Here is an 18,896-nt window from a genome sequence, read left to right as displayed (position 1 = left end):
GTCGTTTCGGCCGCATCGGCCGCACCACACGCCTCTCAGGCCAGGGTGAAGTAGCGCAGCCGGACGTACGCCGCCGCGATCGCCACGGTGATGGAGGTGACGACGAGCCCGTACTTGGTGAACTGCCAGAACGAGATGGGGGTGCGGTTGCGTTCGGCGATGCCGAGGACGACGACGTTGGCGCTGGCTCCGATCGCGGTGGCGTTGCCGCCGAGGTCCGCCCCGATGGCCAGGGCCCACCACATGACGTGGTCGCCGGAGCCGCCGACCGACTCGACGAGGTCGCTGGTGATGGGCGCCATGGTGGCGACGTACGGGATGTTGTCGACGATGCCGGAGAGCGCGGCTGAGGCCGTCAGCAGCAGCATGGAGCCGCCCAGTTCGTTGCCGCCGATGGCGTCCGCGAGTGCCTTGGACACCTGGCCGATCACACCGGTCTCGATCAGCCCGCCGATCATCACGAAGAGCCCCGCGAAGAAGGCGAGCGTGGGCCACTCGACCTCACCGAGCACGTCACCGGTCCGCACGCTGGAGACGGCGATCAGCAGCCCGGCGCCGAGCAGGGCGACGACGCTGGGCTCGTAGTGCAGTACGGGGTGCAGGACGAACCCGGCCATGACGAGCGCCAGGACGGCCAGGCCCTGGACGAGGAGGCGGGGGTCGCGGATGGCCTCGCGTTCCTCCAGCGACATCACCTCGGCCGCGCGCTCCTCGTCGTACACGAACGACCTGCGGAACAGCCACCGGCACAGCGCGATCAGGACCAGGAGCAACAGCGCGGACAGCGGGGCGAGATGGACGAGGAAGTCGTTGAAGGTCAGACCGGCCCGGCTGGCGATGATGATGTTCGGCGGATCACCGACCAGCGTGGCCATGCCGCCGATGTTGGACGCCAGCACCTCGGCGATCAGAAAGGGCGCCACCGGCAGCCCGAGCCGCTCGCAGACCAGCAGCGTCACCGGGGCGACGAGCAGCACGGTGGTGACGTTGTCGAGGAGCGCGGAGGCGACGGCCGTGATGACGACCAGCATGGTCATCACCCGGAAGGGCCTGGCCCTCGCTCTCTTCACCGACCAGATGGCGAGGTACTCGAACATGCCGGTCTTCTTCAGCACGCCGACGATCATCATCATGCCGAGCAGCAGGAAGACGACGTTCCAGTCGACCCCGCTGTGCTCGGAGTAGAAGGCCGACTTGTCGTCGGTCGCCCCGATCGCCAGCATCAGCCCGGCGCCGCCGAGGGCGGCGGCCACGCGGTGCACCTTCTCGCTGATGATCAGGGCGTACGCGCCGACGAAGACGACGAGCGCCGCCCAGCTCTGCCAGTCGTTCACGAGGCTCCGACGATGTGGGTCATCAGGCAGGCGGCGGTGATGGCGCCCAGCAGACGCACCTCGTCGCCCTCGCGCTCGATCACGGCGACCAGCGGGCTGCGCGTACGGGCCATGAGCGCCGCCACTTGCAGCGCACCGGCGTCGGGACCGACCACCGGTGGCGCGTAGCCGCGCCGCGGCAGCCATTCGGCGACCGTCAGCCCGGCCATCCGCTCCATGACCTCGTCGAGGTGCCGGTCGTCGATCACGGTGGAGAGCAGCGGGTCCTCCATCACGTAGTCGGGCACCAGCTGCTTGATGAGCTGGGAGCCCGGCACGATGGCGTACGGGCGATGGTCGGCGTCGACCACGAGCAGCGCGGGCAGCTTGTGCTCGGAGAGCAGCCGGGCCGCGTCCACCGCGTCGGCGTCGGTCGATACGGAGGGGTAGGTCTCCGCGAGATCACGTGCGAGCATGGCCGTTCTCCTTGCTGGGGTGGGCGTCTGACAGGAACGAGGGCGGTCCGGCCGAGGCCGGCGGGGCAGTGCGTGAGCGGGGCCGTGCCACGGAGGCGGGCGGTATGTCCGGTCCCGGGGCCGAGCCCAGGGCGCGGGCCGGGTTCTTCCCGTACTCGCGCGGCGTGGGGAACGAGACGTGCCTGCCGTCGGCGGACGGCGCCGGGAACCGTGCCGGGGCCGCGGTGACCACGAGGATGCCGCTGTCCGCGGTGGAGCGGGCCGGAAGGGCCGTACGGGCGATGAGCCCGGAGAGCGGCACGGCGATGAGCGGTGCGACTCCGAAGACGGCAATGAGAACCATGACTGGACCCCGATCGGCAAAGAGAGTTCTCTCAAGACCGCCGACCAGGCTTCCCGGCACACCGCGGGGAACCTTACACGTCATCTACATGATATCGGGAGGTATGCGACACATGGGGTGGCGCCAGGAAGCCGTCGGACCGGAACCGACCGCGCAAGGCCCCCACCGCACCGCACCGCACCGCACCGCCGGCCGTGGTCGGCTACGAGACGCTCGTGCCGTCGTTCCGGGCCCGGTGCGACGAGCGTGCGGGGGAGTGGCGTACCGCGAAGAGCCGCAGGCGCGGGAAACCCCGGCCGGGCGGCGCCCGCCGTCCCCGAGGAGGCGCGCCGCCCGGCCGGGGCCGGTCAACCGTTCACTGCCACTGCTCTCACTGTTCGGCGTGGGCCTGCGGGTCGCGTCGTACGCCGGCCGCGGCGAGGACGGCGCCGGCCACGCACAGCACGCCGGTGACGAGCGCGGCGGTGTGCACGCCGTTGAGGAACGCCTGGCCGCTGCCCTCGACGACCGCGGCCCGCAGCTGCGCCGGCATGTCGCCGGAGACCGGTGAAACCCCCATCGCCACCGCGTCCTTGGCCTCGTGCAGTCGTTCGGCCAGGGGCGCCGGAACCCCGGCGGAGGTGAGTTCGCCGGTCAGGGTCGAGCCGACCCTGCTGCTGATCAGGGACACCAGCACGGAGGTGCCGAGCGCTCCGCCGACCTGCAGCGCGGTGGCCTGCAGGCCGCCCGCCACACCGGCGTCCCCGACGGGCGAGTTGCCCACGATGGCTTCGGAGGAGGCGGCCATCACCATGCCGACGCCGAGGCCGAGGGCGATGAACGGCGGCCACATCGCGCCGTACGAGGAGTGCACGCCCCAGCCGAGCATCCCGAAGGAGGCGGCGGCCTGGAGCACCATGCCGAGCGGCATGGACAGCCGGGCGCCGAACCTCTCGGTGAGCTTCGCGCCCAGCGGGGAGGCGACGACGGACGCCAGGCTCAGCGGCAGGGTGCGCACGCCGGCCTCGACGGGGGTGAAGCCGCGCACGTTCTGCAGGTAGAGCATCACGAAGAAGATCACGCCGAGCAGGACGAAGAAGTTGACCGCGGTGATGATCGTGCCGATGGTCAGCGCCGGGCTGCGGAACAGCCGCATCGGGAGGATGGGGTAGCCCCTGCGCGAGCCGGACCGGGAGCTCGGGGAAGGGCGCCCGATGCGTGTCTCGTACCAGCCGAACACCAGCAGGACGACGATGCCCGCGGCGAGGGTGCCCAGGGTCGTTCCCGAACTCCAGCCCCACGTCTCGCCCTTGACCACGCCGAAGACGACGACGAGCAGTCCGAGCGCCAGCAGGACGACGCCGAGGACGTCGAAGCGGTGGTCACCGGAGGCGTTCTTGCTCTGCGGCAGCACCAGCGCGCTGAAGACCAGCGCGATCACGCCGATGGGGGCGTTGATGTAGAAGACCGACTCCCAGTTGACGTGCTCGACGAGCAGTCCGCCGACGATGGGGCCGAGCGCGGTGGACACGGACGACACCATGGCCCAGATGCCCACCGCCATGCCGAACTTCTTCGGCGGGAACACCGCCCGCAGCAGTCCGAGCGTGTTGGGCATCAGCAGGGCGCCGAAGAGGCCCTGCGCGGCGCGGAAGACGATGACGCCCTCGATCGAGCCCGCCAGGCCGATGGCGACGGAAGCGAGGGTGAAGCCGACGACACCGACGAGGTAGAAGGTGCGTCGGCCGAAGCGGTCGCCGAGCTTTCCGCCGAGGATCAGCGCGGCGGCCAGGGCCAGCAGGTAGGAGTTGGTGACCCATTGCAGGTCGGCGGTGGACGCGTTCAGGTCCCGGCCGATCTCCGGGTTGGCGATCGCGACGACGGAGCCGTCCAGGCCGACCATGAACAGGCCGAAGGCGACGGCGATCAGCGTCAGCCAGGGGTTGCCGCGGCGGCCGGCCGGAGCGCCGGCCGGGGCGGGTGCGGGCAGGGGGGAGCGATCCACGGTGGTGGAGGGCATGAAGGTGTACTGCTTCCTGAGCGGGGGGTGATACGGGTACGCGGGCGCCGTCAGCCGGCGGCGGGGTGGACGTGCCGCGCCAGTCCCTCGAGGGCGCCGAGGGCGGAGCCGATGGCGTCGAGGTCCCCGTCGGTGAGGGCGCGCAGCGCCTCGGCGACGTACCCGGTCATGAGGGTGTCGACCTCGGCGATCCGCTGCCGGGCCTGGGCCGTGAGGTGCAGGTGCGCGACTCGCTTGTCGGCCGGGTCCTGCCTGCGCTCCAGCTGCCCCTGGGCTGCCAGCTGGGTGACCAGGGCGCTCACGTTGTTCGGCTTCATCAGCAGCACGTCGGCCGCCGTGCGCACGGTGACACCGTCGCGCTCGCCGACGAGCCGCAGGAGCGCCAGCTGGCCCTCGGGCGGCTTGGGGTACGGAAAGTCCTGGGCGACACGCCGGTCCAGGGCCCGGTGCAGCGCGGGCAGGACAGCCGACATCGCTGAGGCGATGTGCTGGATGTCCTGTTCGGACGCGCTGGAGGCGGGCATGTGGACAGCATAAGTATGGCTCAATACCTATGTCAACATACCTACTGGCTGGGGCGGTAACCGCCGGGCGGGCCGCGGCTGGTCGTCGGTTCCTGTTCGGTTCCTGCTCGGTTCCTGCTCGGCCGGGGGTCGGCTCGTGGTCGGCCGTTCGGCGGGGCAGGTACCGTATGGCAGGGATCTCACCAGGTGACAGGGAAGGAGGACACGTGCAGCAGTCCTCTGACGCCGTGAAAGCGCCGACCATGGCGGACGTCGCCCGAGTGGCGGGCGTGTCGCACCAGACCGTGTCGCGTGTGCTCAGCAACCACCCGAACGTGCGCGAAACGACGCGTGACCAGGTCAACGAAGCCATCGCGCGGCTGGGGTACCGCCGCAACTCGGCTGCCCGCGCCCTGGCCACCCGCCGCACCCACACGCTTGGCGTCATCGCCGTCAACACCACCCTCCACGGGCCGGCGAGCACCCTTTCCGGGGTGCAGGAAGCGGCCAGGGGCCAGGGTTATCTGGTGTCGACCGTCACCCTGCGCACGGTGACGCGGTCAGCGCTCACCCAGGCCATGGACCACCTCGCGGCGTGGGGCGTCGAAGGTGTCATCGCCATCACTCCGCAGCGCGAGATGGTGCAGGCCCTCGCGGCCATGCAGACCCCCTTCCCCGTGGTCACGGTGGAAGGCGGACACAGCCTCGATCTCCCCGGCGTCTCCCTCGACCAGGCGCTCGGCGCCCGTATGGTCACCGAGCACCTGCTCGCCGCGGGGCACCGCACGGTGTGGCACGTCGCCGGCCCCCGGGACTGGCTGGAGAGCGAAGCACGCGCCGTCGGATGGGAAGACTGCCTGCGCGAGGCGGGGGCCGAGGTTCCGCCGCTCCTGCGGGGGGACTGGAGCCCTCTTTCCGGCTACCACGCGGGCCAGCAGCTCGCGGGCCACGCCGCGGCCCGCGCCACGGGTGCCCCTCTGACCGCGGTCTTCGTGGCGAACGACCAGATGGCACTCGGGGTGCTCCGAGCCCTGCGGGAGGCGGGCATGAGGACCCCCGCCGACGTGGCGGTGGCCGGGTTCGACGACATTCCGGAGGCCGAGTTCTTCCCTCCGCCCCTCACCACCGTCCGGCAGGACTTCGCCGCGATCGGCCGCAGCAGCATCGCCCTGCTGCTGGAGCACATCGAGGGCCGTACGACCGAAGCGGCCCACCTCACCATCGAACCTGAGCTCATCGTGCGCGCCAGCACCGCTCGACAGCCGGATCCGGCCCTGTCCCGTTGACGTGTCTGCCTTGACGTGTCTCCCTCCGGCCGGCACACCAGTGCTCGGCAGTGCCAGGACCCGAAGGCATCAAAATGAGTACCGCAGTCGTGATTTCCGGGCCGGGCGCACACAGGCTGGTCCCTCATGAACCGACGCCGCCCGGGCCCGGGGAAGCGCTCGTCCGCGTGCACGCGGTGGGCATGTGCGGCAGTGACCTGGACGTCCTGCGGGGTGTCCGGCCCGCCGGATACGTGCGGTATCCGCTCATCCCGGGGCACGAGTGGTCCGGGACCGTGGAGAGCGTCGGGGATCTCGTGCCGAAGGCGCTGGTCGGACGGAAGGCCGTCGGCGAGGGGTTCCGCAACTGCCAGGCGTGCGAACGGTGTCGTGCCGGGGAGAACACGCTGTGCGGCGCAGGCTACGAAGAAACCGGATTCACCCGGCCCGGCGCGATGGCCGCGACCCTGACTCTGCCGGCGCGGCTCCTGCACATCCTGCCCGACGACACGGACCTGACCGCGGCCGCACTGCTGGAACCGGCCGCCCGCGTCGCCGCTGCCGCCCTGAAGGCGGCCGTCCTCCCCGGCGAGCGCGTCGCCGTGGTGGGCGACGGAACGGCCGGCATGCTCGCCGTCCAGTTCATGGCGGCGGCGTCCCCGGCCCGGCTGATGGCCGTCGGCTCGTGTCCGGGCCGCCGGAAGCCGGCCCTGTCGTTCGGGGCCACCCACTGGGGCGCGTACGACCGGAATCCCTCTCCGGACTTCGACGTCGTCGTGGAGACCACCGGCCTGGCCTCCTCGGTGAACTTCTCCATGACCCTCCTGCGGCGAGGCGGCCGCCTCGTGCTCGCGGGCACGCCGGCGTCGGGGGCCACCGGAATCGACCCGGAAGTGCTGACCGCGCGGCAGCTGGAGATCCGGTCCGTCTTCGGTGCGGCGACCGCTGCCTGGACCCACGCGGTACGCGCCCATGGTTCCGGGCTGCTCTCGCTCCTGCCGCTGATCACGCACGAGTTGCCTCTGGACGCGTTCCCGCAGGCCGTCGCGCTGCTGGACGGCGGGGACCCCGGGGTGGGCAAGGTGCTCCTGAAACCGAACTCCTAGGGGGCGCCGGCCCCGGCGGCCTGCTCCCGGCCTGTTCCCGGTCTGCTCCCGTCTGTTCCGACCTGGCCCGGCCCGCTCCCGGCGCTGTCAGACGAGGGGGCGGGCGGTGCTGGCGCGGACGATGAGCTGTGGAGCCACGGTCAGATGAGTCTCCCGCACCGCGCGTTCCTCGATGCGGTCGATCAGGAGCCTGATGCTGGCGCGACCGATCGCTCCGAAGTCCTGCCGGACGGTGGTGAGGGGCGGAGGGAAGAATTCCGCTTCGGGGATGTCGTCGAAGCCGGCGACCGCGACGTCCGCCGGCGTCCGCACGCCGGCCTCGCTCAGGGCGCGCAGCACCCCCAGCGCCATCTGGTCGTTGGCGACGAACACGGCGCTGAGCCGGGGGTCCGGGCCGCTGCGCCTGCCCGCCCTGCCCGCCAGCTGCTGGCCGATCCGGAACCCGGAGAGGGGGCTCCAGTCCCCCACGAGCGCGGGCGGGACCGGCGCTCCCGCGTCCTCCAGCGCGGCCCGCCAGCCCGCGGTGCGCGCTTCGGCCTCCAGCCAGTCCTGCGGGCCGGCGACGTGCCACACCGTCTCGTGGCCGACGGCGAGCAGGTGCTCCGTCACCAGCCGGGCCCCCAGGTACTGGTCGAGGGCCACCCCGGGGAGGGCCAGGCTGTGCCCGCCCTCGACCGTGACCACGGGGAACGGGGTGCGCAGCTCGGCCAGCGCGTCCACGGCCTGCCGCTGGGAGGTGATCACCACGACCCCCTCCACGCCCCACGTGGCCAGATGGGTCATGGCCTGCGTCAGCGCGTCCTTGTCGATGGTGCGCAAGCTGACCGCGGACACCAGGTACCCCTGCTCGCGCGCCGCCCCTTCGAGCCCGGAGAGTGTGCTCGCCGGCCCGTAGAGCGTGGTGTTGACGGCGATGACGCCAAGCGTGCGGGTGCGGCGGGTGGCCAGGGCGCGGGCGGCGGAGTTGCGCCGGTAGCCGAGCTCGTCGATGGCCCGCTGCACCCCTGCCCGCGTGGCCTTCCGTACGTTGGGGTGGCCGCTCAGGACTCGGGACACGGTCTGGTGGGACACCCCCGCCACGCGGGCCACGTCCGCCATCGTCGGGGGGCGGTCCGTAGCGGACTGACGCACGGGCATCTCCCTGAGGGTGGGCAGGCGCGCTGAAGGCGCGCTGCTGACTGGAGGACTGCGTACGGAGCCCCGGTGCGGGATCTCGTTGTGTTAGCGCGATCATCCTACGCCAGCCATGAGTGATGAAGAATCTATAACGAGCCTCGTAACTCTTGAGTTTCGTCTGTGTTAGCGCTCACACTTCTCCAGCGGCCGCACGAACCTTGCTGTGGCCTGTCACGTCGCCGTGCCGGCCTTCCGGGCCGGCCCAGCAGTCCCTCCCCGCACCGCAGAGGGCACCAGGCGTGCCGCTGCTCCAGGTGCGTTTCGAAGCACGAGAGGAACCGCAGATGCCCAAGAAGGTTGTTTCCGCCGTCGCCGCCGGACTGCTTGCCGCGTCCTTCCTGACCGCATGCTCCGCCGAATCCACCGGCGGGGGTGACGGCCGGCTCGTCCTCGGCTTCGCCCAGGTCGGCGCGGAGAGCGGCTGGCGCACCGCCAACACCAAGTCGGTGCGGGAGTCGGCCGAGGAGGCCAAGGTCACCCTCAAGTTCTCCGACGCGCAGCAGAAGCAGGAGAACCAGATCAAGGCGATCCGGTCCTTCATCCAGCAGAGAGTCGACGTCATCGCCTTCTCGCCGGTGGTCGAGTCCGGCTGGGACACCGTGCTCAAGGAGGCCAAGAACGCCAAGATCCCGGTCGTCCTGACCGACCGCGCCATCGACTCGAAGGACACCTCGCTCTACACCACCTTCCTCGGCTCCGACTTCGTCGAGGAGGGCAAGAAGGCCGGCGACTGGCTGACCAAGGAGTACGAGGGCAAGGACGGGACGGTGAACATCGTCGAGCTCCAGGGCACCACCGGCTCCGCCCCCGCCAACGACCGCAAGGCGGGCTTCGCGCAGGCCGTCAAGGGCGACCCGAAGTTCAAGATCGTGGCCTCGCAGACCGGCGACTTCACCCGCGCCAAGGGCAAGGAGGTCATGCAGGCGTTCCTCAAGTCGCAGCCCGACATCGACGTCCTGTACGCGCACAACGACGACATGGCGCTCGGCGCGATCCAGGCCATCGAGGAGGCCGGCAAGAAGCCCGGCACCGACATCAAGATCATCTCGGTGGACGGCATCAAGGACGCCTTCCAGGCCATGGCCGACGGCAAGATCAACGTCGTGGTCGAGTGCAACCCCCTGCTCGGCGACCAGCTGATGGACCTCGCCAAGAAGGTCTCCAAGGGCGAGTCCGTCCCGGCCCGCGTGAAGGTCGACGAGGGAGTCTTCACCCAGGAGCAGGCCGCAGCCGCCCTCCCGGACCGCAAGTACTGACCGCGGCGGGACGGCCGGGGAGTGAGAACGCCCCGGAGCGCCGTACGGCAGGGCCGGCGGGCGAACGCCCGTACCCCGTGCCCGCATCGCACCACCGCAACCACCCCATGACGTACGGGGGCACCGCTGTGCCGACGGTGCCCCCGGCACCCGACACGAGAGGACGGGCGGATGGCAGGCCCTCCCACCACTGACAGGTCCTTGACCCCCGAGGCCGGCGCGGACCGGCGCCCCGTCCTCGAACTGCGGGGAGTACGGAAGGAGTTCCCCGGCGTCGTCGCCCTCGACGGAGTCGACCTGCGTCTCTTCCCCGGAGAAGTGCACGCCCTGATGGGCGAGAACGGCGCGGGGAAGTCCACGCTCGTCAAGGTCCTGACCGGGGTCCACCCGTCCGACGGCGGCAGCGTCACGCTGGCCGGCGAGGACGTCCACATCTCCGGCCCTCTCCAGGCCCAGCAGACCGGCATCAGCACCGTCTACCAGGAGGTCAACCTCTGCCCCAACCTCTCGGTGGCGGAGAACATCCTCATCGGCCGCGAACCGCGCCGCTTCGGCATGATCCACTGGCCGGAACTGCGCCGCCGCGCCCGTGAGCTGGTGCGCGACCTCGACCTCGACATCGACGTCAGCGCCCCGCTGAGCAGCTGCTCCCTGGCCGTCCAGCAGCTGGTCGCGATCGTGCGCGCGGTCGACATCTCCGCGAAGGTGCTCATCCTCGACGAGCCCACCTCCAGCCTCGACCGCGACGAGGTCAGGCAGCTCTTCACCGTGATGGGCCGGCTCCGGGACCAGGGCGTGGCGATCCTCTTCGTCACCCACTTCCTCGACCAGGTCTACGACATCTGCGACCGCGTCACCATCCTGCGCAACGGACGGCTGGAAGGGGAGTACGCCATCGGCGACCTCACCCGCGTACAGCTGGTCCAGCGCATGATCGGAGGCGAACTGGCCGAACTCGACGTCCTCTCCGACGCCTCGCGGGCCGAAGCCGCCGAAGCCGCGGCCGGTGAACCGTTCCTGCGGGCCGGAGCCCTGGCCCGCCGCGGCTCCATCGCCCCCTTCGACCTGGACATCCACGTCGGGGAGGTCGTCGGACTGGCCGGCCTGCTCGGCTCGGGCCGCACCGAGGCCGCCCGGCTGCTGTTCGGCGCCGACCAGAGCGACGAGGGCACCGTCACCGTCAACGGCGAGCCCGCCGCCCTGCGCACGCCCCGGGCCGCCATCGCCCACAAGATCGCCTTCTGCTCGGAGAACCGCAAGGCCGAGGGGCTGGTCGGCGAACTGACGGTCCGTGAGAACCTCGTCCTGGCCCTGCAGGCCGCCCGGGGCTGGGCCCGGCCCCTGTCCCGGAGCAAGCAGGACGAACTCGCCAGGCACTGGATCTCCGCGCTCGACATCCGGCCCGCCAGCCCGGAGACGCAGATCCGCAACCTCAGCGGCGGCAACCAGCAGAAGGTGCTGCTCGCCCGCTGGCTGCTGACCGATCCCCGGCTGCTGATCCTCGACGAGCCCACCCGCGGCATCGACGTCGGCGCCAAGGCCGAGATCCAGAAACTCGTCCAGCGGCTGTCCGGCGAGGGCATGTCGGTCCTGTTCATCTCCGCGGAACTCGAAGAGGTACTGCGGCTCAGCCACCGCGTCGGCGTCCTGCGGGATCACCGCATGGTGGCCACCCTGACCAACGACGGCACCCTCACACCGGAACGCATCATGGCCACCATCGCCACCGGAGACCGGAAATGACCAAGCACCGCCTGTTCTGGCCCGCCGCCGTCCTGCTCGCACTCCTGCTGGCCAACGTCGCCTTCAACCACGACTTCTTCGCCATCCGGGTCAAGGAGGGCCACCTCTACGGCAGCCTGATCGACATCCTCCAGTTCGGCGCACCGCTGGTGCTGGTCGCCCTGGGCATGTCCCTGGTCATCGCCACCCGCGGCATCGACCTGTCGGTCGGCTCGACCGTGGCCATCTCCGGTGCGCTGGCCTGCGAGCACATCGCCACGTCCGCGTCGCCGGCCGCGCTGTCGACGGTGCTCGAAGCCGTCGGCATCTCCCTCGCCGTCGCGCTGGCCCTCGGGCTGATCAACGGTCTCCTGGTCGCCAGGCTCGACGTCCAGCCGATCATCGCGACCCTCATGCTGATGGTCGCGGGCCGCGGCGTCGCCCAGCTCATCACGGACGGCCAGATCCTCACCGTCTCCAGCGCCCCCTACAAGCTCATCGGCGGCGGCTACTGGCTGACGGTCCCCTTCGCCGTGATCCTCGCCGCCGTGCTGGTCGCCCTCACCGGGCTCCTCACCCGCCGCACCGCACTCGGCCTGCTCATCGAGTCGGTCGGCGGCAACCCCACGGCCAGCCGGCTCGTCGGCATCCGCGCCACCGGACTGCTCACCCTCGTCTACGTGTTCAGCGCCCTGTGCGCCGCCGTCGCCGGGCTGATGATCAGCTCGAACGTCTCCAGCGCCGACGGCAACAACGCCGGCCTGTGGATCGAGCTCGACGCCATCCTCGCCGTCGTCATCGGCGGCGGCGCGCTCACCGGAGGCCGCTTCTCCCTCGGCGGCACCGTGCTCGGCGCGCTGATCATCCAGACGCTCACCACCTCCGTCTACTCGATGGGCATTCCCCCCGAGACGACCCTGGTCTTCAAGGCCCTGGTCGTCATCGCCGTCTGCCTCGTCCAGTCGTCGGCCTTCCGGGCCAAGGTCGATCTCCGGCGCCCGTCGTCCCGCCCGCCACTGAACTCCGGTCGCGCAAGAAACGTTGAGAAGCACGAGGTCGGCGCATGAGCACCCTGACTGACACCTTCCGCCGCAACGGGGCGTCCATCCCGCTGCTCGTGACCGCCGCGCTGCTGGTGATCATGTTCGCCGCCGGCTCGGTACAGTACGAAGGCTTCTTCTCCGGGCAGGTACTGGTCAACCTGCTCATCGACAACGCGTTCCTGCTCGTCGTCGCCGTCGGCATGACCTTCGTCATCCTCACCGGCGGCATCGACCTCTCCGTCGGGGCGATGCTCGCCCTCTCCACCATGGTCGCGGCCTGGCTCGTCGAACAGCACAACTGGCCGCCGCTGCTCGTCATCCCGCTGGTCCTCCTCATCGGTACGGCGTCCGGCACCCTGATGGGCTGGATCATCCACACCTTCGAGATCCAGCCCTTCATCGTCACCCTCGCCGGAATGTTCCTCGCCCGCGGGCTCTGCTACACCATCAGCACCGAGTCGATCTCCATCACCGACCCCACCTTCGTCTCGATCGCCCAGACCCGGCTGTCGCTGCCGGGGGGCCTGTTCATCTCCCCCAGCGTGATCATCGCGCTGCTGGTCCTGCTCGCCGCCTTCGTCGTCCTGCACCGCACCCGGCTCGGCCGCAACGTCTACGCGCTCGGCGGCAACGAGCAGTCGGCTCTCCTGATGGGCCTGCCGGTGGCCCGTACGAAGATCGCCGTCTACGCGATCAGCGGCTTCTGCTCCGCCCTCGGCGGCGTGCTCCTCACCTTCTACATGCTCTCCGGCTACGGGCTGCACGCCGTCGGTCTCGAACTCGACGCCATCGCGGCCACCGTCATCGGCGGGACCCTGCTCACCGGCGGATCGGGCTTCGTCCTGGGCACCGCCCTCGGCGTGATGGTCCTCGGCCTCATCCAGACGGTCATCAGCTTCCAGGGAACCCTCAGCTCGTGGTGGACCCGCATCGTCATCGGCGGGCTGCTCCTCGTCTTCATCCTCCTCCAGCGCCTCAGCACCGGCCGCCGCCGGGCCTGAGAGCGCCCCCCCGGACCCGGTCCGGACCCGTCACGATCCGCCGCACCGGGCGCCCCAGGGCGCCCGGCCGGCACGATCCCGCAAAGGAGACCCGCGTGATCACCGACCTGATCACCGAACCGAACGCCGCACCGCACGAACGGAGTTCCGCGGCCCGCCGCGGAGCACCGGACCCCGGTCCGGCCGGACCGGCGTACCGCAGGCCGGGGCCCGCCCGGTGAGCACGCCCTACGCCGTACGCACACCGGACGCCGCGCACGGCGACGAGCTCTGGGCCTTCGGCTTCGACGGCGGGGTCCGTGCCGAGGTGTACGCCGTCGGGGCCCGCCTGCACGCGCTGCACGTCCCCGACCGCGACGGTGTCCTCGCCGACGTCGTCCTGGCCCCGGCCGATCCGCGCGAGCTGTCCGGCCGGGCCCGCTACCTGGGCGCCACCGTGGGCCGTTACGGCAACCGGATCGGCGGAGGGATCCTGCCGCTCGACGGCGAGGTCCACCACCTGCGCACTCTCCCCACCGGACACAGCCTGCACGGCGGCCCCGAAGGTTTCGACCTGCGGAAGTGGTCCGCCCAGTCTGCCGGGTACGCCGGGTGCGAGGACCGCACCGGAGTGCGGCTGCGGCTGCGCAGCCAGGACGGCGACCAGGGCTTCCCGGGCACCGTCGACGCCACGGTCTGCTACCTCCTGGACAGGGACGGCACGCTGACGATCGAGTACACGGCCGTCACCGACCGGCCCACCGTCGTCAACCTCACCAACCACGCCTACTTCAACCTCGCGGGAGAAGGCGCGGGCACCGTCGACGGCCACCTGCTCCAGTGCGACGCCGACCACTACCTCCCCGTCGACGGGGGCCTGATCCCCCTGGGGCCCGCCGAGCGTGTCCACGGCACGCCCTTCGACCTCACGTCACCCCGGCGCATCGGTGAGGCCCTCGCCCAGGACCACCGCCAACTGCGCCTCGGCGGCGGGGGATTCGATCACAACTGGGTACTGCGCGACGACGCCGCAGGGCCGCGCAGGGCCGCGGTGCTCCGCGATCCCGCGTCCGGCCGCCGGATGGACGTACACACCACCGAACCCGGTCTGCAGATCTACACCGGCAACCACTTCGACGGGTCCTTCGCCGGCAAGTCCGGGAGCCGCTACCCGGCGCGGGCCGGCGTCGCCCTGGAGACCCAGCACTTCCCCGACTCGCCCAACCGCCCCGAGTACCCGTCGGCGGTGCTGCGGCCGGGGGAGGTGTACCACTCCACCACCGTGCTGCGCTTCACCTGCGAGGCGGCGACGGACGGGGAGCCGGAGCACGACCGCGAGCGGATCGTCTCCGGCTCCCCGCTCCGGACCGCCCCGGCGCGGGCCGGCGGGCCCGGGCAGCCTGTTGACAGCATGGTTGTTAGCGTTAACAATCACTGAGCGTGCCCTCGACGCCGCTCCATGAGCGGCCACCGACTCCGCCGACCCGGCCGACGCCTCGGGCTTGCGCCCGGTCGGCGGCACCTGTTCCGCACCTCAGGGGGAGGAGCGGAACAGGTGGCCGGCCGCCGGGCTCCGCGGGGACGCGGACGACCCAGCGGCCGGCCTCCGGCACCCCGGCTTCGTAACGAAGGAAGTGAAAGTGACCGTGACTCCTCCCACCCGGGATCCGGAGAGCTACGTCGTTGGTGTCGACTTCGGCACGCTGTCCGGCCGGGCCGTGGTGGTCCGCGTGCGAGACGGTGAGGAGCTCGGTTCGGCCGTCCACGAGTACCCCCACGGCGTCATCGACCGCGTACTGCCCACCACCGGCGCCCAACTGCCGCCGGACTGGGCCCTCCAGCACCCCGAGGACTGGCGCGAGGTGCTGCGCACCGCGGTCCCGGCCGCCGTCGCCGCCGCCGGCATCGACCCGGCGGCCGTCGTCGGCATCGCCACCGACTTCACCGCCTGCACCGTCCTGCCCGTCCGCGGCGACGGCACCCCGCTCGCCGAGAGCGGGCTGGGCGACCGTCCGCACGCCTGGCCCAAACTCTGGAAGCACCACGCCGCCCAGGGCCAGGCCGACCGGATCAACCACCTCGCCCACCGGCGGGCCGAGAAGTGGATCTCCCGGTACGGCGGCAAGATCTCCGCCGAATGGCAGTACGCCAAGGCGCTCCAGGTGCTGGAGGAGGACCCGGCGGCCTACGCCGCCACCGAGCGCTGGATCGAGGCCGCCGACTGGATCGTCTGGCAGCTCACCGGAGTCGAGACCCGCAACACCTGCACCGCCGGTTACAAGGGCATCCACCAGGACGGCCACTACCCGAGCGAGGACTACCTCGGCGAGCTGCACCCCGGCTTCGCCGACTTCGCCCGCACCCGCCTGGAGCACCCGCTCTCGCCCCTGGGCTCGCGGGCCGGCTCGCTGACCGCCGGGGCCGCCGCCTGGACCGGTCTGCCGGAGGGCATCGCCGTCGCGGCGGGCAACGTCGACGCCCACGTGGCGGCCGCCGCCGCGCAGGCCGTCGAGAACGGCCGGCTCCTCGCCGTCATGGGCACCTCCACCTGTCACGTCGTCAACGGCGCCACGCTCGCCGACGTCCCCGGCATCTGCGGAGTCGTCGACGGCGGCATCGTCGAGGGCGCCTACGGCTACGAGGCGGGGCAGAGCGCGGTCGGCGACATCTTCGCCTGGTGGCTGGGGCAGGGCGTCCCCGCCGCGTACGCGGCCGAGGCCGAGGCGGCCGGCGAGGACCTCCACCAGCTGCTCACCCGCAAGATCGCCGACCAGCCGGTCGGAGGCCACGGACTGGTCGCCCTCGACTGGATGAACGGCAACCGCTCCACCCTGGTCGACCACCACCTCTCCGGCGTCGTCGTCGGCCTCACCCTGGCGACCCGCCCCGAGGAGATCTACCGCGCGCTCCTCGAATCCACCGCCTTCGGCACCCGCACCATCGTCGACGCCCTGGAGCAGGGCGGCGTCCCCGTCCACGAGTTCATCGTCACCGGCGGGCTGAAGAAGAACGCCCTGCTGATGCAGATCTACGCCGACGTGCTGCGGCGCCCCGTCTCGCTCGCCGTGTCCGCCCAGGGCCCGGCGCTCGGCTCCGCCATCCACGCGGCGGTCGCCGCCGGCGCCTACCCGGACGTACGCACCGCCGCCTCGGCCATGGGCCGGGTCGACCGCGCGGTGTACCGGCCGGACCCGGCCCGGGCCGACGCCTACGACGCGCTGTACGCCGAGTACCGGCTCCTGCACGACCACTTCGGCACCGGCCCCGACCAGCAGATGCACCGGCTCCGCGCCATCCGCAACCACGCCCTGACCGCCCACAACAGCGAGGTCTGACCCATGTCGTCACCCATCGATCTGCTGCGCCGCCAGGTCAGCGACCTGCACCAGGACCTGGTCCGCTACCACCTCGTCGTCTGGACGGCGGGCAACGTCTCGGCCCGCGTCCCGGGCGAGGACCTCCTGGTCATCAAGCCCAGCGGTGTCGCGTACGACGAGCTGTCCCCGGAGAACATGATTCTCTGCGACCTGGACGGAAACGTGGTGGAGGGCGACCACTCGCCCTCCTCCGACACCGCCGCCCACGCCTACGTCTACCGCCACATGCCCGAGGTCGGCGGAGTGGTGCACACCCACTCCACCTATGCCTGCGCCTGGGCCGCGCGCGGTGAGGCGGTGCCCTGCGTACTGACCGCCATGGCGGACGAGTTCGGCGCCGAGATCCCCGTCGGGCCCTTCGCGCTGATCGGGGACGACTCCATCGGCCGCGGCATCGTGGAGACGCTGCGGGGCCACCGGTCGCCCGCCGTCCTGATGAAGAGCCACGGCGTCTTCACCATCGGCAAGGACGCCAAGGCGGCCGTCAAGGCCGCCGTGATGTGCGAGGACGTCGCGCGCACCGTCCACATCTCCCGCCAGCTCGGCGAGCCGCTGCCGATCGCGCAGGACGACATCGACCGCCTCAACTACCGCTACCAGAACGTGTACGGCCAGCCGCGCGCTGCCCGGTGAGGAGCTTTCCCATGACGTCACTCGAGGGACGCGAGATCTGGTTCCTGACGGGCAGTCAGAGCCTGTACGGCGACGACACGCTGCGGCAGGTGGCCGAGCAGTCGCGGCAGATAGCCGACGCGCTCGGCGCCGACGCCGGCATTCCCGTCCGTATCGTCTGGAAGCCCGTCCTCACCGAGGCCGACGCGATCCGGCGCGTCTGCCTGGACGCGAACTCCGACGACGCCTGCATCGGCCTGATCGCCTGGATGCACACCTTCTCCCCGGCCAAGATGTGGATCGCCGGACTCGACGCGCTGCGCAAGCCCCTGCTCCACCTCCACACCCAGGCCAACGTCGCGCTCCCGTGGTCGTCCATCGACATGGACTTCATGAACCTCAACCAGGCCGCCCACGGCGACCGCGAGTTCGGGTACATCCAGTCCCGCCTGGGCGTCGCCCGCAAGACGGTCGCCGGACACGTCAGCGACCCGTCCGTGGCCGCCCGGATCGCCTCCTGGGCGAGGGCCGCCGCGGGCCGGGCCGAGCTGCGCGGCCTCAAGCTCGCCCGCTTCGGCGACAACATGCGCGACGTCGCGGTGACCGAGGGCGACAAGGTCGAGGCGCAGCTCCGCTTCGGGGTGTCCGTCAACACCTACGGAGTCAACGACCTGGTCGAGGTGGTCGACGCGGTCGCCGACGCCGACATCACCGCACTGGTCAAGGAGTACGAGGAGACCTACGGGGTCGCCTCCGAACTGCGGGCCGGCGGGGACCGGCACGACTCGCTGCGCTACGCCGCGCGGATCGAGCTCGGGATGCGCGGATTCCTCGACGAGGGCGGCTTCCGCGCCTTCACCACCAACTTCGAGGACCTCGGCGGCCTGCGGCAGCTCCCGGGCCTCGCGGTGCAGCGCCTGATGGCCGACGGCTACGGCTTCGGCGGCGAGGGCGACTGGAAGACCTCGGTCCTGCTGCGCACCCTCAAGGTGATGTCCGCCGGCCTGCCCGGAGGCACCTCCTTCATGGAGGACTACACCTATCACCTGGAGCCCGGCCGGGAACTGATCCTCGGCGCCCACATGCTGGAGGTCTGCCCGACCATCTCGGCGGGCGTGCCGTCCTGCGAGATCCACCCGCTGGGCATCGGCGGGCGCGAGGACCCGGTCCGGCTCGTCTTCGACGCGCACACCGGCCCGGCCGTGGTGGTCGGACTCGCCGACATGGGGGACCGGTTCCGCCTGGTCGCCAACGAGATTGACGTGGTCGAACCCGTCGAGCCGCTGCCGAACCTGCCGGTGGCCCGGGCGGTGTGGCAGCCGCGCCCCGGCCTGCGGACCTCCACCGAAGCCTGGCTGACCGCCGGAGCCCCGCACCACACCGTGCTGTCGAGCGCCGTCGGAGCCGAGGAGCTGGGCGATCTCGCGGACATCCTCGGCACCGAACTGCTGGTGATCGACGCGGACACCACGATCCGCCGGTTCACCCAGGAGATCCGCTGGAACCAGGCCTACTACCGCATGGCACAGGGCTTGTGACCTGAACCGGCTCTCCGTCGCCGCCCGGCCGCGACAGAGGCCCACGGCGCGCACACGCCTCGGCGCCCGGACCGTTCCCACGGTCCGGGTGCCAAGCAGGCCGAGCAGGGCGGTGCCGAGTAATTCGGCTCGCTTTCTGACCGGCTGGAACCTGCTGCGGGAACGCGGCTGCGGGGCCCGGTCCCGT

Annotated in this window: 17 protein-coding genes; 11 read left to right on the top strand and 6 right to left on the bottom strand. The window is 71.3% G+C overall.

What is annotated here, in order from left to right:
• Positions 1 to 35: 35 nt before the first annotated feature.
• The 5 genes from ACWD0Y_RS16550 to ACWD0Y_RS16530 all read right to left on the bottom strand — a co-directional run bounded on the left by ACWD0Y_RS16550 (position 36) and on the right by ACWD0Y_RS16530 (position 4,655).
• Complete coding sequence (locus tag ACWD0Y_RS16550; RefSeq protein ID WP_450261051.1) at positions 36 to 1,334, bottom strand: SLC13 family permease; 1,299 nt, start codon at positions 1,332 to 1,334, stop codon at positions 36 to 38.
• On the bottom strand, positions 1,331 to 1,789 hold the full coding sequence (locus ACWD0Y_RS16545) for a CBS domain-containing protein (protein WP_450261050.1): 459 nt from the start codon (positions 1,787 to 1,789) through the stop codon (positions 1,331 to 1,333). The genes ACWD0Y_RS16550 and ACWD0Y_RS16545 overlap by 4 nt, the downstream gene beginning before the upstream one ends.
• A complete protein-coding gene (locus ACWD0Y_RS16540; RefSeq protein WP_450261049.1) occupies positions 1,776 to 2,132 on the bottom strand; it encodes a hypothetical protein in 357 nt (118 codons plus the stop codon). Before ACWD0Y_RS16540 ends, ACWD0Y_RS16545 begins: the two co-directional genes overlap by 14 nt.
• A 370-nt stretch (positions 2,133 to 2,502) precedes the next feature.
• Positions 2,503 to 4,131 carry an MFS transporter gene (locus ACWD0Y_RS16535; RefSeq protein ID WP_450261048.1) on the bottom strand — a complete coding sequence of 543 codons (1,629 nt, stop codon included), beginning with the start codon at positions 4,129 to 4,131 and terminating at the stop codon, positions 2,503 to 2,505.
• Positions 4,132 to 4,181: 50 nt separating this feature from the next.
• Positions 4,182 to 4,655 carry a MarR family winged helix-turn-helix transcriptional regulator gene (locus ACWD0Y_RS16530; protein WP_450261047.1) on the bottom strand — a complete coding sequence of 158 codons (474 nt, stop codon included), beginning with the start codon at positions 4,653 to 4,655 and terminating at the stop codon, positions 4,182 to 4,184.
• 242 nt (positions 4,656 to 4,897) lie between these two features.
• Here ACWD0Y_RS16530 and ACWD0Y_RS16525 point away from each other — a divergent pair, with 242 nt between their 5' ends.
• Together ACWD0Y_RS16525 and ACWD0Y_RS16520 are read left to right on the top strand one after the other, a co-directional pair.
• A complete protein-coding gene (locus tag ACWD0Y_RS16525; protein WP_450261093.1) occupies positions 4,898 to 5,920 on the top strand; it encodes a LacI family DNA-binding transcriptional regulator in 1,023 nt (340 codons plus the stop codon).
• A 74-nt stretch (positions 5,921 to 5,994) separates the two neighbouring features.
• The gene (locus ACWD0Y_RS16520) at positions 5,995 to 7,005 is read left to right on the top strand and encodes a zinc-dependent alcohol dehydrogenase (protein ID WP_450261046.1); all 1,011 of its coding nucleotides are present in this window, start codon (positions 5,995 to 5,997) and stop codon (positions 7,003 to 7,005) included.
• 87 nt (positions 7,006 to 7,092) lie between these two features.
• Here the strand turns inward: ACWD0Y_RS16520 and ACWD0Y_RS16515 are convergent, their stop codons facing one another.
• Positions 7,093 to 8,142, bottom strand: a complete 1,050-nt coding sequence (locus ACWD0Y_RS16515) for a LacI family DNA-binding transcriptional regulator (protein WP_450261045.1) — start codon at positions 8,140 to 8,142, stop codon at positions 7,093 to 7,095.
• Positions 8,143 to 8,465: 323 nt separating this feature from the next.
• On the opposite strand from ACWD0Y_RS16515, the gene ACWD0Y_RS16510 reads away from it, so the two are divergent.
• From ACWD0Y_RS16510 to araA, 9 genes are all read left to right on the top strand, one after another.
• On the top strand, positions 8,466 to 9,437 hold the full coding sequence (locus tag ACWD0Y_RS16510; protein ID WP_450261044.1) for an ABC transporter substrate-binding protein: 972 nt from the start codon (positions 8,466 to 8,468) through the stop codon (positions 9,435 to 9,437).
• Between the two features lie 171 nt (positions 9,438 to 9,608).
• Positions 9,609 to 11,180: a sugar ABC transporter ATP-binding protein gene (locus ACWD0Y_RS16505; RefSeq protein WP_450261043.1), complete on the top strand. Its 1,572-nt coding sequence runs from the start codon at positions 9,609 to 9,611 to the stop codon at positions 11,178 to 11,180.
• Entirely contained in the window at positions 11,177 to 12,226 is a 1,050-nt protein-coding gene (locus ACWD0Y_RS16500; protein ID WP_450261042.1) for an ABC transporter permease, read from the top strand. Before ACWD0Y_RS16505 ends, ACWD0Y_RS16500 begins: the two co-directional genes overlap by 4 nt.
• Positions 12,223 to 13,203, top strand: a complete 981-nt coding sequence (yjfF, locus tag ACWD0Y_RS16495; protein ID WP_450261041.1) for a galactofuranose ABC transporter, permease protein YjfF — start codon at positions 12,223 to 12,225, stop codon at positions 13,201 to 13,203. Before ACWD0Y_RS16500 ends, yjfF begins: the two co-directional genes overlap by 4 nt.
• A 95-nt stretch (positions 13,204 to 13,298) precedes the next feature.
• Positions 13,299 to 13,424 carry a hypothetical protein gene (locus ACWD0Y_RS16490; RefSeq protein ID WP_450261040.1) on the top strand — a complete coding sequence of 42 codons (126 nt, stop codon included), beginning with the start codon at positions 13,299 to 13,301 and terminating at the stop codon, positions 13,422 to 13,424.
• A complete protein-coding gene (locus ACWD0Y_RS16485) occupies positions 13,421 to 14,620 on the top strand; it encodes an aldose epimerase family protein (protein WP_450261039.1) in 1,200 nt (399 codons plus the stop codon). Before ACWD0Y_RS16490 ends, ACWD0Y_RS16485 begins: the two co-directional genes overlap by 4 nt.
• A 202-nt stretch (positions 14,621 to 14,822) precedes the next feature.
• Positions 14,823 to 16,517 (top strand): ribulokinase, encoded by a 1,695-nt coding sequence (locus ACWD0Y_RS16480; RefSeq protein ID WP_450261038.1) that lies wholly within the window; start codon positions 14,823 to 14,825, stop codon positions 16,515 to 16,517.
• A 3-nt stretch (positions 16,518 to 16,520) separates the two neighbouring features.
• The gene (locus ACWD0Y_RS16475) at positions 16,521 to 17,192 is read left to right on the top strand and encodes an L-ribulose-5-phosphate 4-epimerase (protein WP_450261037.1); all 672 of its coding nucleotides are present in this window, start codon (positions 16,521 to 16,523) and stop codon (positions 17,190 to 17,192) included.
• Positions 17,193 to 17,203: 11 nt separating this feature from the next.
• Positions 17,204 to 18,709 (top strand): L-arabinose isomerase, encoded by a 1,506-nt coding sequence (gene araA, locus ACWD0Y_RS16470; protein ID WP_450261036.1) that lies wholly within the window; start codon positions 17,204 to 17,206, stop codon positions 18,707 to 18,709.
• The last annotated feature ends 187 nt before the right edge of the window (positions 18,710 to 18,896 follow it).

The organism is Streptomyces altiplanensis, from assembly GCF_053591575.1.
The sequence above is the reverse complement of the archived record's forward strand: the minus strand, read 5'-3'. Positions and strand labels throughout refer to the sequence as shown.

Excerpts from the sequence above, each read along its gene's own strand:
- ACWD0Y_RS16545 (WP_450261050.1), bottom strand. The coding sequence starts at position 1,789 with ATGCTCGCACGTGATCTCGCGGAGACCTACCCCTCCGTATCGACCGAC.
- ACWD0Y_RS16540 (WP_450261049.1), bottom strand. The coding sequence starts at position 2,132 with ATGGTTCTCATTGCCGTCTTCGGAGTCGCACCGCTCATCGCCGTGCCG.
- ACWD0Y_RS16535 (WP_450261048.1), bottom strand. The coding sequence starts at position 4,131 with ATGCCCTCCACCACCGTGGATCGCTCCCCCCTGCCCGCACCCGCCCCG.
- ACWD0Y_RS16530 (WP_450261047.1), bottom strand. The coding sequence starts at position 4,655 with ATGCCCGCCTCCAGCGCGTCCGAACAGGACATCCAGCACATCGCCTCA.
- ACWD0Y_RS16525 (WP_450261093.1), top strand. The coding sequence starts at position 4,898 with ATGGCGGACGTCGCCCGAGTGGCGGGCGTGTCGCACCAGACCGTGTCG.
- ACWD0Y_RS16520 (WP_450261046.1), top strand. The coding sequence starts at position 5,995 with ATGAGTACCGCAGTCGTGATTTCCGGGCCGGGCGCACACAGGCTGGTC.
- ACWD0Y_RS16515 (WP_450261045.1), bottom strand. The coding sequence starts at position 8,142 with ATGCCCGTGCGTCAGTCCGCTACGGACCGCCCCCCGACGATGGCGGAC.
- ACWD0Y_RS16510 (WP_450261044.1), top strand. The coding sequence starts at position 8,466 with ATGCCCAAGAAGGTTGTTTCCGCCGTCGCCGCCGGACTGCTTGCCGCG.
- ACWD0Y_RS16505 (WP_450261043.1), top strand. The coding sequence starts at position 9,609 with ATGGCAGGCCCTCCCACCACTGACAGGTCCTTGACCCCCGAGGCCGGC.
- ACWD0Y_RS16500 (WP_450261042.1), top strand. The coding sequence starts at position 11,177 with ATGACCAAGCACCGCCTGTTCTGGCCCGCCGCCGTCCTGCTCGCACTC.
- yjfF (WP_450261041.1), top strand. The coding sequence starts at position 12,223 with ATGAGCACCCTGACTGACACCTTCCGCCGCAACGGGGCGTCCATCCCG.
- ACWD0Y_RS16475 (WP_450261037.1), top strand. The coding sequence starts at position 16,521 with ATGTCGTCACCCATCGATCTGCTGCGCCGCCAGGTCAGCGACCTGCAC.
- araA (WP_450261036.1), top strand. The coding sequence starts at position 17,204 with ATGACGTCACTCGAGGGACGCGAGATCTGGTTCCTGACGGGCAGTCAG.